Raw genomic sequence first — 16,095 nt, forward strand, 5'->3', positions numbered from 1 at the left:
CGCCCGCCTCACCGGCCCGGTGAACCGGCGGGCCCGCCCGCCTCACCGGGCCGGCGGACCCGCCGGGCCCGCAGTGGCACGGCCGGGTCCGGCGGCGGGAGGTCACACCGGCGGCACCGCCCGGCGCAGCGTCAGCCACGGATGGCCGTAGAAGCGGTACGCCTCCGCGGCGCCGTGCCCCTGCCCGCGCATCGAGCGCAGCACCTCGGCCGGGGGCTCACCGGCGAAGCAGCGCCGGTAGAACTCCTGCGCCAGGCCGCCGCCGTTCGGCCAGAGCGGGGCCACGACCCCGCAGGCACCCGCCAGCAGGAACGCGTGCGCGTCGCCCGGCTCCTCCAGGAAGACGAACGGGGCCCCCTTCAGGTCGTGCCCGAGCGCCTCGGCCGCCGACGCGCCGGCGGTGAAGTGGATCACGTCCGGCGCGTCGGCCAGCATGTCCAGCACGTCGCCGAGCGCGGGGGAGACCTGCGTCGCACCGTACTCGCCCACCAGCGGGTGCGGCTGCGACTCGCCGTACACCACCGCCATGCCGTCGGCCCGTGCCCAGGCGGGCGGCGGCAGCTCGGGACGCCTGCCGCCGACGGGCCAGCGGCCGGTCACCGTCTGGCAGTTCAGGTAGCGGGGCAGCGCCGGGTCGTAGGAGTGCTCCAGCACGGCCAGTTCCCAGGGGACGTGCGGTTCCTGGGAGAGGAACAGCACGCTCGGCCGGCGCGGGGCGACCCGGCCGGCCACCGCGTCCAGCAGCTCCCAGAACCCCGGCGGGATCCGCATGGCGACCCGCCGTCCGAGCTCCTCGGAGAGCTCGCCCGCGGCGGTCAGCCGCCGCCCGAACTCCGAGGCCCGCTCGCCCAGGTCGCAACTCTCCGGCCGGTCGGGGGTGACGAAGTGCGGCGACTGGTACGTCCACCACAACCGGCCCGGACGGTCACCGTGGACGATGACCGCCGTGACGTCCGGCGGTTCGCTCAGGGCGGCCGGGTTGATCCGGGTGCCGGAGACCGGTTCCGGGACCTCCTCCCCGCTCAGCTTGCCGGGCGAGCCGAGCACCGTGATCGCGCGCACCCCGTACCCGGCCACCTGGCCGCGTACGGTGTAGACCGCCTCGATCTGCCGGGCCGTCTCGGTCTCCTCGTGCGGCAGGGCGACCAGGCTGACCGCGGCCCGCGGGTACGGGTTCGCCTGGTCGGCCAGCAGGCGGACCCGCCAGCCCGCCGGCGCGTCGAAGCCCTCGGCCACGAGCTGGATGTCCAGCTCGACCGGCCCGCGCGGGACCGCCTCCTCCAGGCCCTCCCCGGGGCCGACGCCGACGACCATGTCGACCCCCCAGCCGCCGACCACCTCGCCGGGCGCCTCGATCAGCGGGGCCGCCTCCCACTCCGGCCCGTCGGCGGGCAAACGCACGGCGGGGAAGGTCCCGGTGGGGGCGTCGGCGCTCTCCTTGCGGCGCTTGCGGAAGGCCCCGGTGAGCCGGTCCAGCATGGAGGGGCCGCGTTCGGCGCCCGGCGCGCGGGACATGGCGGTGGCCGCCTCGTCCGGCGGCGGCCCGTACGCGCCGGGGGCCTGGGGCGGCGGGAGGTGGCCGGGCCCGGACGGCGGCGCGGTGGCTCCGGCGGCGGGCCACTCGGAGAGCGCGGACCCCGGGTGGGCCTGGGGGCCGGTTCCCGGCACGCCTCCCGGCACAGCCTCGGCGCCGGCCTCCGTACCGGTTTCCGGGGCGGGCCACTCTCCCGGGACGGGCCATTCGGGAGCCGTGCCGCCGGGAGCGGACTCCCGGGCGAATCCGTGGTCCCGGGACGCCGGAGCCTTGGCGTTGCGCGGCTCGGCGAGCATGGGGATCACCTGCTCGGCGGTCAGCCCGTGCTCCAGGCTGAGCAGGGTGGCGAGCCGGTCCCACGCGGGGCCGTACTCGGCGATGAGCATGACGAGCGAGTCGGCCAGCTGCGCGGCCGGCCGGTCGCCCGCCTCGGCCAGCAGCGGGTCGAGGCGACCGCGGAGCTCTCCCGCGGAACGGCCCATCAGGTCGTCCAGTTCGTCACGGACCGTGCGTGCCGCCCGCACCACGGCTACCGGGTTCATATCGTTTCCCCTCGTTCCGGTCTGGACTGATCCTCCCACTTGTGCGGCGGTGAACGGGAGCCGGTGCTCATGGAGAATCAGCGCCGCATAAGGTGATACCCCTAAGCGCCGAAGTGATGGGAAAGGTGAGCCGTGCTGCCTGAGGTCGAGGCATGGCTGCGCAGGCGCACCTCATCCGCCGGCGACTGGCCGGCGGCCGAACTGGCGGCGGCCAAGGGGGAGACGACCGTCAGTGTCGTCCTCCCCGCCCGCGACGAGCAGGAGACGGTCGGTGAGATCGTCACCGCGATCCGCCGGGAGCTCGTGGAGGCGGTGCCCCTGGTCGACGAGCTCGTGGTCGTCGACTCCCGGTCCGTCGACGACACCGCCGGGCGTGCCGCGCGGGCCGGTGCCCGGGTGGTCGCCCAGGACGAGATCCTGCCCGATCTCAAACCACTGGACGGCAAGGGGGAGGCGCTGTGGAAGTCCCTGGCCGCGACCTCCGGCGACCTGCTGGTCTTCGTCGACGCCGACCTGCGTGAGTTCGACGCGTCCTTCGTGACCGGGCTGCTCGGCCCGCTGCTCGCCGACCCCGGCGTGGCCTACGTCAAGGGCTGCTACGACCGGCCGTTGCAGGACCTGCAGGGCGGCGGCGGCCGGGTCACCGAGCTCGTCGCCCGGCCCCTGCTCAACCTGCACTGGCCGCAGCTCGCGGGCTTCGTCCAGCCCCTGGCCGGGGAGTACGCCGGACGCAGGTCCGTGCTGGAGCGGATCCCGTTCGTCACCGGGTACGGCGTGGAGATCGCCATGCTGGTCGACCTGCTCGACCTCGTCGGGCTCGACGCCCTCGCCCAGGTCGATCTGGGCCGCCGCGTGCACTCCCACCAGTCGACCGAGGCCCTCGGCGGGATGGCCGCCCAGATCCTGCAGGCGGCCTGGTCCCGGCTGGAGCGCCAGGGCAAGATGGTGGCCCTGCACACCCCTGTCGCGAGCCTGGCGCAGTTCCGTCGCGACGCCGCCGGCCACCGGGTGACCGTCCGCGACGTCGCCGTCGCCGAACGCCCCCCGATGGTCACCGTCCCCGGTTACCGGCCCGGGAGCTGACCGCCTCAGGATCCGGAGGTCGTACGCCGGCGCCTCCCCGCCCGCCCCCGGGGAGCGGTCGCCGGCCTCTGCTCAGCCGTTCGGCGGCGCCGTGCTGTCGCGGACCACCAGACGTGTGGGGACGAACTCGGTGCCGGGACGGGAGGTGCCGCCTTCGCGGATCTGCCGCAGGACGCCCTGGACGCAGCGTCGGCCGATCTCGGCGAAGTCCTGGTGGACGGTCGTCAGCGGCGGGATGAAGCAGGCGGCCTCGGGGATGTCGTCGAAACCGACGACGCTGATGTCGTCCGGGACCGCTCGCCCCCGCTCGGAGAAGGCACGGAGCAGACCGAGGGCCATCTGGTCGTTGGCGGCGAACACCGCGGTGCAGCCGGGTTCGTCGGCGAGGACCAGCCCGGCGGCGTGCCCCGACTCGGCGGACCAGTCGCCGTGCAGCGGCGGCGGGACCGGCCGCCCGGCCTCCCGCAGGACGCGGTGCCAGGCCTGGGCACGGCGCTGGCTGGCGAAGGACCCCTGCGGGCCGGTGACATGCCAGACGGTCCGGTGGCCGAGGTCGAGGAGGTGGGTGACGGCGAGGCGGGTGCCCTCCGCCTGGTCGGTGTCGACGACGCTGTAGCGGTCTCCGGCGTCGGAGTCGGCGACGACGACGTGGACGTCGGGGGGCAGCGTCACCGTGCCGGTGTCGAGGAGGTGGACCTCCATGATGACGATGACGGCGTCGACGGCCAGCTCGCCCATCCGGGTGAAGGCGCCCAGCATGTTGTCCTGGGTCGGGACGCCGATGGGGATCAGGGTGATCGCGTACCCTTCGGCGGCGGCGTAGGTGGCGATCGCCTCCACGGTACGGCTGTTGCCGGTCGAGGCCAGGCCGAAGAGGATCACGCCGATCGTGTTGAACTGCCCGTACCGCAGGGCCCGGGCCGCGCTGTTGGGCCGGTAGCCCAGCTCCCGCATGGCCGCGAGCACCTGCTCACGGGTCGTGCCGATCACGCCGGGATACCCGTTGGCGACCCTGGAGACCGTCTGGGAGGAGACGCCCGCGAGCCTGGCCACATCCGCCATGGACACCCGCTGTTTGCGGCGTCCGCCCGGGATGCCGGAGCCGCCGCGCTGCGCGCCGCCCACCGGCACCGGGATCTGCCGGGCCGGGTCGTCCAGGTCCATCGCCGTGTCACTCCCACCTGATCGCTTCCCCATCCGTGGTGCATCCTCTGTGGGATCCGCCGAGGGGTCAAGGAGGGGGGCCCTTGACCTCCGGTGTGACGGGTGCCACCATACCGCAACGGAAGTTTACGTAAACATTTCCTTCGTGTTTCGTGGCACCACCCCATCCGGCGTCTGACCAGGAATTCCGCCCGATGATGATGTTTACGTAAACAAGGGTCGTCGCTAGCATGCGGCTGAGAGGAGCGAGCCGGTGGTCTCGGTAGGTCATACACATGCTCAGGCCCTGGGAAGGCCACCGACCTCCAAGCGCCGCTCGTGGATCGGCTGGCAGTTCGTCGGGCCGTTCATGGCGGTGTTCGCGCTCATCTTCCTGGCCCCGATCGGCTACTCGATCTACCTGAGCCTGTTCCGGACCCAGCTGATCGGCGGGACGGCCTTCGTCGGCGCCGACAACTACCTGAAGGTCCTGCAGGACCCCCAGTTCTGGTCGTCGTTCGGCCGGGTGGCGATCTTCCTGGTCGTCCAGGTGCCGGTCATGCTGTTCCTGGCGCTGCTGCTCGCGCTCGCGATCGACAGCGGACGGCTGTACGGGACGGCGTTCTTCCGGATCTCGGTGTTCCTGCCCTACGCGGTGCCCGCGGTCGTCGCGACGCTGATGTGGGGCTTCATGTACGGCACCCAGTTCGGCCTCGTCGGGAACATCAACGAGGCGTTCGGCCTCTCGCTGCCCGACCCGCTGTCACCCGATCTGATCCTCGCCTCCATCGGCAACATCGTCACCTGGGAGTTCGTGGGATACAACATGCTGATCCTCTACTCGGCGCTGCGGGTGGTGAACCCCTCGCTGTACGAGGCCGCCGAGATCGACGGGGCCGGGCAGCTGCGGATCATCTGGTCGGTCAAGATCCCCGCGCTGCGCGGGGCACTGGTGATCGCGACGATCTTCTCCATCATCGGCAGCTTCCAGCTGTTCAACGAGCCCAGCATCCTCAAGACGCTGGACCCGAACCTGGTGACCACCTACTTCACGCCGAACCTCTACGCCTACTCGCTGTCCTTCTCCGGGCAGCAGTTCAACTACTCCGCGACCGTCGCCATCGTCATGGGCGTCATCACAATGATCATCGCTTACGTGGTCCAGCTGCGCGGCATGCGGAAGGCGGTCTGAGCCATGGCCACGACAACGCACATCGCCGACCGGACGCCCGGCCCGAAGCGCGCGCCGGCCTCCTCACACGGCCCGCTGGTGATCAGGCGCCGCCGGTCGGCGCGCGGCCGGCGCAGCGCGACGCTGACCGTCCTGACCGGGCTCGTGCTGGTGTACACACTGCTTCCCCTGGTGTGGCTGGCGATCAACGCGACCAAGACCCAGGAAGGGCTGCTGGACTCCTTCGGCCTGTGGTTCGCCGACGACTTCGCCCTGTTCGACAACATCGGCGCGACCTTCGCCTACAACGACGGGATCTTCGCCCGCTGGCTGCTGAACACCCTGCTGTACGTGATCGCCGGCGCGGGCGGCGCGACCATGCTGGCGACGCTCGGCGGTTACGGGCTGGCGAAGTTCGACTTCCCCGGCAAGAAGGCGGTGTTCGCCGTCGTGATCGGCGCGGTGGCGGTGCCCGGCACCGCGCTGGCCGTCCCCACCTTCCTGATGTTCTCCAACCTGGGCCTGACCGACACCCCGTGGGCGGTCATCATCCCGACGCTGGTCTCCCCGTTCGGCCTCTACCTGATGTGGACCTTCGCCACCGACGCCGTTCCCAGGGAGATCCTGGAGGCGGCGCGCGTGGACGGAGCGGGTGAGTTCCGGACGTTCTTCGGGATCAGCCTGCCGTTGCTGGCACCCGGCATCGTCACGGTCCTGCTGTTCAACGTGGTCGGCACCTGGAACAACTACTTCCTGCCGCTGATCATGCTGAAGGACCCCGACTGGTACCCGCTCACCATCGGCCTCAAGGCCTGGAACCAGCAGGCCGCCACCACGGGAGGCGAGGCCGTGTTCAACCTCGTGATCACCGGATCACTGCTCACCATCGTCCCGCTGATCGCGGCGTTCCTGCTGCTCCAGCGGTACTGGCAGTCGGGCCTGGCCGCCGGAAGCGTCAAGGAGTGACAGTGACCGGCGCCCCGACGCGACGCGTCGCATCCCCCTCAAGGAACCGAGAAAGGCACCACCCATGGCGATAACCCGTCGTCACGCCCTCGTGCTGGGCGCGGCCCTGACCATGTCGTTCACCGCCGCGTGCGGCTCCTCCTCCGGCGGCGCCGGCGACTCCGGCGCCGCCAAGCCGGCGACGACCGTGTCCGACGCCGACCTCCAGAACGCGCTGAACACCGGCGGCACCATCAAGGTCTGGGCCTGGGAGCCGACCCTCAAGCAGGTCGTCGCCGACTTCCAGGCCAAGTACCCGAAGGTCAAGGTCGACCTCGTCAACGCCGGCAGCGGCAACGACCAGTACACCGCCCTGCAGAACGCCATCAAGGCCGGGTCCGGGGTGCCGGACGTCGCCCAGGTGGAGTACTTCGCCCTGCCGCAGTTCGCCCTCGGCAAGTCGCTCGCCGACCTGAACGCCTTCGGCGCCGACAAGCTGGCGTCGACCTTCACGCCCGGCCCGTGGAACTCCGTCCACACCGGCGAGGGCATCTACGGCCTGCCCATGGACTCCGGCCCGATGGCCCTGTTCTACAACAAGGAGGTCTTCGACAAGCACGACATCGCGGTCCCGACCACCTGGGACGAGTACGTCGCCGCCGCCGAGAAGCTCCACAAGGCCGACCCGAAGGCCTACATCACCAGCGACACCGGCGACGCGGGCTTCACCACCAGCATGATCTGGCAGGCGGGCGGCAAGCCCTACACCGTCAACGGCACCACCGTCGGCGTCGACTTCACCGACCCCGGCGTGCAGAAGTTCACCGCGACCTGGCAGAAGCTCATCGACGGCAAGCTGCTGTCGCCGGTCACCGGCTGGACCGACGCCTGGTACAAGGGCCTGGGCGACGGCACCATCGCGACCCTGGTCGTCGGCGCGTGGATGCCCGCCAACCTCGAATCCGGGGTCAAGGCCGCGTCGGGCAAGTGGCGGGTCGCCCCCATGCCGCAGTGGGAGGCCGGCGGCAAGGCCACCGCCGAGAACGGCGGCAGCTCCCTGGCGATCCCCGAGGCCGGCACCAACAAGAACCTCGCCTACGCCTTCATCAAGTACGCCAACGTCGAGCAGGGCGTGCAGACCCGCATCGACGGCGGCGCCTTCCCCGCCACCACCGCCCACCTGAAGGACCCGGCGTTCCTGAACAAGGAGTTCCCGTACTTCGACGGCCAGAAGGCCAACGAGGTGCTCGCCGCCTCCGCCGGCCAGGTCGTCGGCGGCTGGTCCTACCTGCCCTTCCAGGTCTACGCCAACAGCATCTTCAACGACACCGTCGGCAAGGCGTACACCTCCGCGACCCCCCTCCAGGACGCGCTGAAGGCCTGGCAGGACGCCTCCGTCAAGTACGGCCAGGAGCAGGGCTTCACCATCCAGCAGTAGCGGCCCGGCACGCGCCGCCGCCGCGCGCGGGGAGCGCGGCGGCGGGACGCTCCGGCCGGCGGCGGCCCGTCACCCGGACGGGACGGCCGCCGCCGCCGCGGCGCGCGGGCACCGCCCCTCCGCGCCGCGTGGGCGTCGCCTTCCCGCGCCGCGGCCAGGGGCGTCCGGTCCCGGCGTCGTGGGGCCGGCCCCCGCGGAAGGCGTCCGGCACGTCGTTCCGACCATCACCCGCACGCCGGCCTCCCGGCGTGTTCACGTAACCATCACCATGTTGAGGGCAGGAGTCGTTGTGGAAGCTGATCACGGTCGCCGGTGGCTGCGCTGGCCGTCGGACCCCGCACGGGCGAGGCTGGCGTTCGGTGCCGACTACAACCCCGAACAGTGGCCCCGCGAGGTCTGGGATGAGGACATGCGCGGGATGCGGGCGGCCGGAGTGAACATCGTCTCTTTGGCGATCTTCTCGTGGGCACGGATCCAGCCCGGCGAGGACGTCTGGGATTTCGACTGGCTCGACGACGCGATGGACCTGCTGCACGCCAACGGCATCGCGGTCGACCTGGCCACCGCGACGGCCTCGCCACCGCCGTGGCTGACGGCCAAGCACCCGGAGATCCTCCCCGTCGACCAGCACGGCCGCACGCTGTGGCCCGGCGCGCGGCAGCACTGGCGGCCGACCTCGCCGGTGTTCCGTGAGCACGCGCTGCGCCTTGTCCGGGCACTGGCCGAGCGCTACGCCCACCACCCCGCCCTCACCGCCTGGCACGTCTCCAACGAACTCGGCTGCCACAACGTCTACGACTTCTCCGACGACGCCGCGGCCGCCTTCCGCCGGTGGCTGCGGTCCCGGTACGGCACCCTGGAGCAGCTGAACCGCGCCTGGGCGACCACGTTCTGGTCGCAGCACTACAGCGACTGGGCTCAGATCCTGCCGCCGCGCCTGGCGGCCTCCTACCCCAACCCGACCCAGCAACTGGACTTCAAGCGGTTCTCCTCCGACGCGCTCAAGGACTACCTGCGGGCCGAGCGGGACATCCTTCGCGAGCTGACGCCCGACGTCCCCGTCACCACCAACTTCATGGTCATGGGCGAGACCAAGGGCATGAACTACGCCGACTGGGCCGCCGAGGTCGACTTCGTCTCCAACGACCACTACCTGCTGACCGGTCCCCAGGCGCAGGACGAGCTGTCGTTCTCGGCGAACCTCACCGGTTCCCTGGCCGGAGGCCGGCCCTGGTACCTGATGGAGCACTCCACCAGCGCCGTCAACTGGCAGCCGATCAACCTGGCCAAGAAGCCCGGCGGCATGGTCCGCGACTCCCTCACCCACGTCGCCTACGGCGCGGACGCGGTCTGTTTCTTCCAGTGGCGGCAGTCCGCGGGCGGGGCCGAGAAGTACCACTCGGCGATGGTCCCGCACGCGGGCGAGGACAGCGAGGTGTTCCGGTCGGTGGCCGACCTGGGTGCCACCCTGGCCGCGCTGGCGCCGATCGCGGGCACCCGGCGGCTCCGCGCCTCCGCCGCGATCGTGTTCGACTGGGAGTCGTGGTGGGCCAGCGAACTGGACTCCCAGCCCACCTCCCACCTGCGCTACCGGCAGGAGGCCCTCGACTGGTACTCGGCCTTCCTGGCCGCGGGCGTCCGCGTCGACGTCATCGACAAGACCGATGACTTCACCGGCTACGACCTGCTCGTGGCGCCGATCCTGCACGTCGTGCCCGACGCGCTCGCCCGGCGGCTGGAGGACTACGTCGCCTCCGGGGGCCACCTCGTCACCACCTACTTCTCGGGGGTCGTCGACGAGAACGACCACGTGCTGCTCGGCGGCTACCCGGGAGCCCTGCGCGACCTGCTCGGCATCCGCATCCAGGAGTTCGGCCCCCTGCTGGACGGCGACACCGTCGACCTGGACCTCGGTGTCACCGGCACCCTGTGGACCGACCGGATCGACCTGACCGACCCCGCGACCGAGGTTCTGGCCACCTACAAGAGCGGGGACCACGCGGGCCGCCCGGCCATCACGCTGCGCCGCGCGGAGACCGGGTCGGCGTCCTACGTCTCCACCCGGCTCGGTCCCGACGGCCTGGCCGTCGTCCTTCCCCGCCTGCTGGACGTCAGCGGCGTCCGCTCCGAGCTGCCCTTCGAGGCCCGGGGCCTGGTCGACCTGGCCGTCCGCACCGACGGGACGGACGACTACCTGTTCCTGATCAACCGCACCGACGGGCACGTCAACCTCTCCGCGCTGCCGGGGGACCCCCTGGCCGGCCCTTCCCTGGCCCGGGAGGCGACCCTGGCCCCCCGGCAGGTCCGCATCCTCCGGCGTCCCCGCCCGTAGCGGCGGGCGGCCGAGGTGAGACCCCGCCGGGCTCCGATCACGGACGCGTCCCGGACCGCGCCGTGTCCGCGTCCGGGCGGCCGGTCGTGCCGGGCACCGGCCCGCCGGCCGGCCGGTGGACGGTGAGGTCCCCGTACGCCGGCAGGGTCTCGGCCGGGTCGCCGGGCCGGCCCCGGAGCGCGACGTCCAGGAAGGCGACGGTGGCCGCGGCGGTGAGGCGCGGCCCAGCGGTGCGGCCCGGCGAGCCGACGAGGGCGGGGACGGGCGGCAGGTAGAGCGGCGCGTCGGTGAAGGTGAGATGCGCCGACCCGGGGACGGTGAGGTGGTAGCCCGCCGCGGTGCTGAGCTTGAGAACCTGTGTGAGGCGGGGGATGTAGGTGGGGTTCTCGCCCGGGGCGACGGGAGCGGTGAGCGCGAGCGCCGGCTGGCGGAACGGCTGCGGGGCGGGGTCGCGGGGGAAGCCGTCCAGGTTGATGACGGCCGCGAACCGGGGATCCTGGCGGGCGGCCTGAAGGGCGGCGGCCCCGCCCAGGGAGTGACCGGTCGCCGCGGCCCGGCGGATGTCGAGGCGTCCGGCCAGTGAACCCGGGATCTCGCCGCGGTCGAGACGGCCGAGCTGGGTGAGGACGAAGCTGAGGTCGCCGGCCCGGACCGCCGTCCAGCTGGCCGCCCGCCTGGCGTCCTCGGCCGGGTCGCCGGTGGCCGCGATCCGGGTGCGGACCGTCCGGCCATCGGCGAGGACGACGGCGGCCGAGTCGTAGGGGTGGTCGAGGGCGGCGACGACGTAGCCGCGGCTGGCCAGTTCCTCCGCCCAGGCGGTGCTCTGGGTGCGCACCCCTCCCAGGCCGGGGGAGAACAACACCAGGGGGAACCGTCCGCCCCCGTCGGCCACGGCCGCGCCGGACACCGAACGGGTACGGGCACGCGGAACCTCGTCGAGCAGGAACCCGGGCACACCCATGTAGTCGGCCAGGCCACGGGAGACGACGCGCGCCTCCCGCTCGGTGCGGCCGAGGTAGCGGGCCCGCTCGACGCTCGCGGGGCTCTTCCGCGCCGGGTACCAGAGCTGCACCACCACCGTGCGCCGGTCGCCGGGGCCGGGAGTGGCGGTCTCGGGGCGGTCCGGGTCGGTCCACTGCGTCACCGTGGTGCCGACCGCGTACGGGCCCGACGGCTCGGGGAACACCGGCCGGGGGAACGCCCAGGCCGCCGCCGCCCCCGCGGCGACCAGGCCGAGGCATGCCGCCGATCCCGGCAGGGCCGCCCACCACGGAGCCCGCCGCGCGGGCCTTTCGGGACGCCGTCGCAGCAGCGGGGGAGCGGCGAATAGGAGCGCGATCGCGGCGCCCGCGAGGACGGGCACCAGTTGCCAGCGCACCCCGAGCACGAGCAGCGCCGCCCCGGCCGGCACGACGGCCGCGACCCCGGCGAGGGTGATCGGCCCGCGAGCGCGGGCCGGGAACCAGCGGGCCAGTATCAGGACCACGGCACCCAGTACGACGGGGATCTCCAGGGGGGAAACGCCGAGCCCCGCGATCGTCTCAGTCATTCGACCATCCTCGCCGGAGGATCGGCGCCCACCCATCCGCCGGGAGGAGGGAATCGGGTGCGACCGGGGTCGTACCGCGCCGCAGGCCGTGTACCACCCGGGTCGTACCGCGCCGGTCCGTCGCGTCTCCCGCGCGGGTCGCGTCTCCTGTGACCGGCCGGTTCGCCGCATCTCCCGCGCCGGTCCGCCGCCGTCTCCCGCGCGGGTCGGGTCTCCCGTTACCGGCCGGTTCGCCGATTGCCTATTGCCTACTTTTTTGGTAGGAATTATCTGTGTCCATGACCATGCGCCTGGTCCGGCGTCTCCACCTCGACCTGTGCCGGATGACCGGCTCGGCCTGTCGCTCCTGACGTCGGTCCCGTACCCGCGAGGTGCCCGCGGCCGATCTCCCGCCTCCCCGTGTCATCCGTGCCCGCGTCCCGGCGGCCCGGACCGATCGCGCTACCCCCGGAGCGACCGCCGTGACCTCTTCCACCCCCGCCCCCGCCCTCCCGGATTCCGGTCCGCGCGACTCCGGCACCCTCACCGGGTCCGCCGGCCCGCGGACCGGCGGAGGGACGCGCGCCGTCCCCGGAACGATCCGGCTCGCCCGTGCGTCCCGGCGGATCGCCGTACGGGTGCTGTCGGTCCTCGTGCTCCTCGGGCTCTGGCAACTGGCCGCCGTCGCGGCCGGCAACCCGTCGTTCGTACCGGCGCCGCGCGCGGTCTGGGACCAGTTGGTGCTGCTGTCCACCACCCACGACGGGGTCCGCGGCTACAGCGGCCATCTGCTCGTCGAGCATCTGGGGATCAGCCTGCGCCGCATCCTCATCGGCTCGGCGCTGGGGGTGGCCGCCGGGCTCGTGCTGGGTGTCGTGCTCGGCGTCGTGCCGTGGATCCGCGTGGTGGCCGAACCGGTGGTGACCTTCGTCCGGGCGCTTCCCCCGCTGGCGTACTTCAGCCTGCTCATCATCTGGTTCGGCATCGACGAGACGCCCAAACTGTGGCTGCTCGCCATCGCCGCCCTGCCTCCGGTCGCGGTGGCCACCGCCGCCGCGGTGCACGGCGCGCCGGCCGGACTGGTGGAGGCGGTCCGGGCACTGGGCGCCTCCCGATGGCGCACGATCACCGACGTGGTGCTGCCCAGCGCGCTGCCGGAGATCTTCACCGGCGTCCGGCTGGCCGTGGGGATCGCGTACTCCTCGGTGGTCGCCGCGGAGACCGTCAACGGGGTGCCGGGCATCGGCGGCATGGTCCGCGACGCGCAGCGCTACCTGCAGACGGACGTCGTGGTGCTCGGCCTGCTCGCCATTGGCGTCTCCGGGCTGCTCATCGACGGCCTGCTGCGTGCCGCCGAGAGCCGTCTCATCCCGTGGCGGGGCCGTGCCTGAGCCGTCCCGATCCGCCCTCCCGATCCGATGTCCCGCTCACCGTCCCCGCCGGCTCCCGTACCGCCCAGCTCAGAAGGAAACCGCACCATGTCCCGACCGCGCCTCAGACACCTGCTCCCGATCGTCCTGGCCACCGTTGCCCTCGCCCTGACCGGGTGCGGCGACGGCGCCGCCTCCGCGGGGGGCGAAAGCACGGCCGGCAAGACCATCCGCATCGCCTACCAGGCGTTCCCCAGCGGCGACCTCGTCGTGAAGAACAAGGGCTGGCTGGAGCAGGCGCTTGCCGACTACACCATCACCTGGACCAAGTTCGACTCCGGCGCCAGCATCAACACCGCCTTCGTCGCCGGAAGCGTCGACATCGCGACCATCGGATCGAGCCCGGTCGCGCGCGGCCTGTCCGCGCCGCTGAACATCCCGTACCAGGTGGCCTTCGTCCTGGACGTGGCCGGTGACAACGAGGCCCTGGTCGTCAGGAACGGCGCCGGCATCTCGGAGGTGACCGGCCTGCGGGGCAAGAAGGTGGCCACGTCCTTCGCCTCCACCGCGCACTACAGCCTGCTCGCCGCGCTGGACCGCGCGGGCGTTCCCGAGTCCGAGGTGACGCTCGTCGACCTGGAGCCCCAGGACATCCTGGCGTCGTGGCAGCGCGGCGACATCGACGCGGCCTACACCTGGCTGCCCACCCTGGACGAGCTCAAGAAGACCGGCAAGGTGCTCCTGACCAGCCGCGAGTTGGCGACCGCCGGCAAGCCCACCCTGGACCTCGGCGTGGTGGCCACCGCGTTCGTCGAGGCGCACCCCGAGGCGGTCGACGCCTGGCGTAAGGCCGAGGCCAGGGCACTGGACCTGATCGCCGACGATCCCGACGCGGCGGCGCAGGCGGTGGGTGCGGAGCTGAACCTCGGCCAGGCCGAGGCCAAGGCGCAGCTCAGCCAGGGAGTCTTCCTCAAGCCCGAGGACCTGGCCTCACCGGAGTGGCTCGGCACACCGGGCAAGGTCGGCGGCCTGGCGCAGAACCTGGTCAGCGCGGCGCAGTTCCTCAAGGACCAGCAGAAGATCGACGCCGTGCCCGACCTCGCGACGGTCCAGCGGGCCGTCTACAACAAGGGACTGCCCGATGTCCTCGCCTCCTGACCTCGCGGCCACCGCGACCGGGCCCGGCGAGGGCGTCGGGGCCATCGGGACCGGGCCCGGTAGAGAAGCCGGGATCGCCGCGGCCGGGCCCGGCGAGGGCGTCGGGGCCACCGCGGCCGGGCCCGGTGGGGGCTCCGCGGGCGAGGCCGCCGTCGACGTGCGGGAGGTCGAACACGTCTACGGCGCGGGCGGCGACGCCGTGACCGTCCTGGGCCCGATCTCCCTGACCGTCCCGAGGGGATCCTTCCTCGTGATCGTCGGGGCCTCCGGCTGCGGCAAGAGCACGCTGCTGCGCCTCATCGCGGGTTTCGAACGGCCCACCTCCGGCACCGTGCGGACCGGCGGCGCCGAACCCGTTCCCGGCAGGGGCGCCGGGATCGTCTTCCAGCAGCCCCGGCTCTTCCCATGGAGGACCGTGGGCGGCAACGTCGAGCTGGCCCTGCGGTACGCGGGCGTGCCCCGGACGGAGCGTGCCCGCCGGGTGCCGCACCTGCTGGAACGGGTGGGCCTGCACGACGTGGCGGACCGCCGGATCTGGCAGATCTCCGGAGGACAGCAGCAGCGCGTGGCCATCGCCCGGGCGATGGCGGGTGACGATCCGCTGCTGCTGCTCGACGAGCCGTTCGCCGCCCTGGACGCGCTGACCCGCGAACGGCTCCAGGAGGACCTGCGCCGGGTGAGCGCCGAGACCGGCCGCACCTTCGTGTTCGTCACCCACAGCGTCGAGGAGGCCGTGTTCCTGGGCACCCGCGTCGTCGTGCTCACCCGCCAGCCCGGCCGGATCGCCCTCGACCTCGACATCACCCTGCCGCGCACCGGGCCGGAACCCGACGAGTTGCGCGCTCTTCCCGACTACGCCGCCTTCCGCACCACCGTCGGCCAGGCCGTACGCGCCGCCGCGGAGTGAGACCCGACCCACGAGGAGGATCGAGATGACCGCGCAGACCGCTGTCAGGCTGACCCTGAACCCGCTCGGCCCGCATTTCGGAGCCCAGGTCGAAGGACTGGACCTGGCGACGGCCACCGACGACGAACTGGCCGCGGTGCGGGCGGCGCTGATCGAACGGAAGGTGCTGTTCTTCGGCGGGCAGAACCTCGACGAGGACAGCCAGGTCGCGCTCGGCCGGCGTCTCGGCGAGCTGACCGTGTCCCACCCCGTCGTCGAGGGCCTCGACGAGGAGCACCCCGAGATCTACGCGCTCGACGGCGCCGACGACGGTTTCGCCGACGTCTGGCACACCGACGTCACGTTCATGCCCCGCCCGCCGCTCGGGTCGATCCTGCGGGCCGTCGTCCTGCCCCCCACCGGCGGCGACACGAGCTGGGCGGACAGCCAGCTGGCCTACGACTCGCTGTCCGCGCCGGTACGCGACCTGGTGGATCGGCTCACCGCGGTGCACGACGGCACCCGGGAGTTCGGCTACTACCTGGCCCAGCGCCGCGGCGGCCGGGGCAACCTCTGGGAGGGCGAGGCCGTCACCCGGCTGGACCCGGTGGAGCACCCCGTCGTCCGCGTCCACCCCGAGACCGGCCGCAAGGGCATCTTCGTCAACCCCGGATTCACCTCGCACATCGCCGGGGTGTCGGAGGCGGAGAGCCGGGCGATCCTGGATCTCCTCTACGCGCACCTGACCAAGCCCGAGCACACGATCCGTCACCGCTGGAGCGTCGGTGACGTCGCCATGTGGGACAACCGCAGCACCGCGCACTACGCCAACCGCGACTACGGCACGGCCCGCAGGGTGATGCACCGCATCACGCTGCGCGGCGACCGTCCCGTCGGTCCCGCCCGGCCGTCGCCCCGCTCCGACCGGCACGGCTGAACCGGCCGGACCCGGCCTCCGCCGGACC

Annotated in this window: 12 protein-coding genes; 9 read left to right on the forward strand and 3 right to left on the reverse strand. The window is 72.6% G+C overall.

Features of this window, described 5'->3' with window-relative positions; all coding sequences use genetic code 11:
- Positions 1–102 precede the first annotated feature (102 nt).
- Entirely contained in the window at positions 103–2,076 is a 1,974-nt protein-coding gene (locus F4562_RS30055) for a hypothetical protein (protein WP_184539871.1), read from the reverse strand.
- Positions 2,077–2,208: 132 nt separating this feature from the next.
- Here F4562_RS30055 and F4562_RS30060 point away from each other — a divergent pair, with 132 nt between their 5' ends.
- On the forward strand, positions 2,209–3,159 hold the full coding sequence (locus tag F4562_RS30060; RefSeq protein ID WP_184539872.1) for a glucosyl-3-phosphoglycerate synthase: 951 nt from the start codon (positions 2,209–2,211) through the stop codon (positions 3,157–3,159).
- A gap of 72 nt (positions 3,160–3,231) precedes the next feature.
- Here F4562_RS30060 and F4562_RS30065 read toward each other — a convergent pair whose 3' ends face one another.
- On the reverse strand, positions 3,232–4,356 hold the full coding sequence (locus tag F4562_RS30065; protein WP_246473605.1) for a LacI family DNA-binding transcriptional regulator: 1,125 nt from the start codon (positions 4,354–4,356) through the stop codon (positions 3,232–3,234).
- A 220-nt stretch (positions 4,357–4,576) separates the two neighbouring features.
- On the opposite strand from F4562_RS30065, the gene F4562_RS30070 reads away from it, so the two are divergent.
- The 4 genes from F4562_RS30070 (at position 4,577) to F4562_RS30085 (ending at position 10,188) form a co-directional block, all read left to right on the forward strand.
- Positions 4,577–5,494, forward strand: a complete 918-nt coding sequence (locus F4562_RS30070; protein ID WP_311733886.1) for a carbohydrate ABC transporter permease — start codon at positions 4,577–4,579, stop codon at positions 5,492–5,494.
- Between the two features lie 3 nt (positions 5,495–5,497).
- Entirely contained in the window at positions 5,498–6,439 is a 942-nt protein-coding gene (locus F4562_RS30075; protein WP_184539874.1) for a carbohydrate ABC transporter permease, read from the forward strand.
- Between the two features lie 64 nt (positions 6,440–6,503).
- Positions 6,504–7,856, forward strand: a complete 1,353-nt coding sequence (locus tag F4562_RS30080) for an ABC transporter substrate-binding protein (protein ID WP_184539876.1) — start codon at positions 6,504–6,506, stop codon at positions 7,854–7,856.
- Between the two features lie 289 nt (positions 7,857–8,145).
- Positions 8,146–10,188, forward strand: a complete 2,043-nt coding sequence (locus tag F4562_RS30085) for a beta-galactosidase (protein WP_311733887.1) — start codon at positions 8,146–8,148, stop codon at positions 10,186–10,188.
- Between the two features lie 37 nt (positions 10,189–10,225).
- Here the strand turns inward: F4562_RS30085 and F4562_RS30090 are convergent, their stop codons facing one another.
- The gene (locus F4562_RS30090; protein ID WP_184539880.1) at positions 10,226–11,737 is read right to left on the reverse strand and encodes an alpha/beta hydrolase family protein; all 1,512 of its coding nucleotides are present in this window, start codon (positions 11,735–11,737) and stop codon (positions 10,226–10,228) included.
- Between the two features lie 461 nt (positions 11,738–12,198).
- Between F4562_RS30090 and F4562_RS30095 the strand changes: the two genes are divergently transcribed.
- The 4 genes from F4562_RS30095 to F4562_RS30110 all read left to right on the forward strand — a co-directional run bounded on the left by F4562_RS30095 (position 12,199) and on the right by F4562_RS30110 (position 16,067).
- Positions 12,199–13,107, forward strand: a complete 909-nt coding sequence (locus tag F4562_RS30095; protein ID WP_311733888.1) for an ABC transporter permease — start codon at positions 12,199–12,201, stop codon at positions 13,105–13,107.
- 87 nt (positions 13,108–13,194) lie between these two features.
- The gene (locus tag F4562_RS30100; protein ID WP_184539883.1) at positions 13,195–14,244 is read left to right on the forward strand and encodes a taurine ABC transporter substrate-binding protein; all 1,050 of its coding nucleotides are present in this window, start codon (positions 13,195–13,197) and stop codon (positions 14,242–14,244) included.
- Positions 14,228–15,151: an ABC transporter ATP-binding protein gene (locus tag F4562_RS30105; protein ID WP_184539885.1), complete on the forward strand. Its 924-nt coding sequence runs from the start codon at positions 14,228–14,230 to the stop codon at positions 15,149–15,151. The genes F4562_RS30100 and F4562_RS30105 overlap by 17 nt, the downstream gene beginning before the upstream one ends.
- A 25-nt stretch (positions 15,152–15,176) precedes the next feature.
- The gene (locus tag F4562_RS30110; protein ID WP_184539886.1) at positions 15,177–16,067 is read left to right on the forward strand and encodes a TauD/TfdA dioxygenase family protein; all 891 of its coding nucleotides are present in this window, start codon (positions 15,177–15,179) and stop codon (positions 16,065–16,067) included.
- The last annotated feature ends 28 nt before the right edge of the window (positions 16,068–16,095 follow it).

Source organism: Streptosporangium becharense, assembly GCF_014204985.1.
GTDB classification, from domain to species: Bacteria; Actinomycetota; Actinomycetes; order Streptosporangiales; family Streptosporangiaceae; genus Streptosporangium; species Streptosporangium becharense.

What these genes read in the sequence shown, in the direction of transcription:
- F4562_RS30055 (WP_184539871.1), bottom strand. Translation starts at nt 2,076, where the DNA reads ATGAACCCGGTAGCCGTGGTGCGGGCGGCACGCACGGTCCGTGACGAA.
- F4562_RS30065 (WP_246473605.1), bottom strand. Translation starts at nt 4,356, where the DNA reads ATGGGGAAGCGATCAGGTGGGAGTGACACGGCGATGGACCTGGACGAC.
- F4562_RS30075 (WP_184539874.1), top strand. Translation starts at nt 5,498, where the DNA reads ATGGCCACGACAACGCACATCGCCGACCGGACGCCCGGCCCGAAGCGC.
- F4562_RS30080 (WP_184539876.1), top strand. Translation starts at nt 6,504, where the DNA reads ATGGCGATAACCCGTCGTCACGCCCTCGTGCTGGGCGCGGCCCTGACC.
- F4562_RS30090 (WP_184539880.1), bottom strand. Translation starts at nt 11,737, where the DNA reads ATGACTGAGACGATCGCGGGGCTCGGCGTTTCCCCCCTGGAGATCCCC.
- F4562_RS30100 (WP_184539883.1), top strand. Translation starts at nt 13,195, where the DNA reads ATGTCCCGACCGCGCCTCAGACACCTGCTCCCGATCGTCCTGGCCACC.
- F4562_RS30105 (WP_184539885.1), top strand. Translation starts at nt 14,228, where the DNA reads ATGTCCTCGCCTCCTGACCTCGCGGCCACCGCGACCGGGCCCGGCGAG.
- F4562_RS30110 (WP_184539886.1), top strand. Translation starts at nt 15,177, where the DNA reads ATGACCGCGCAGACCGCTGTCAGGCTGACCCTGAACCCGCTCGGCCCG.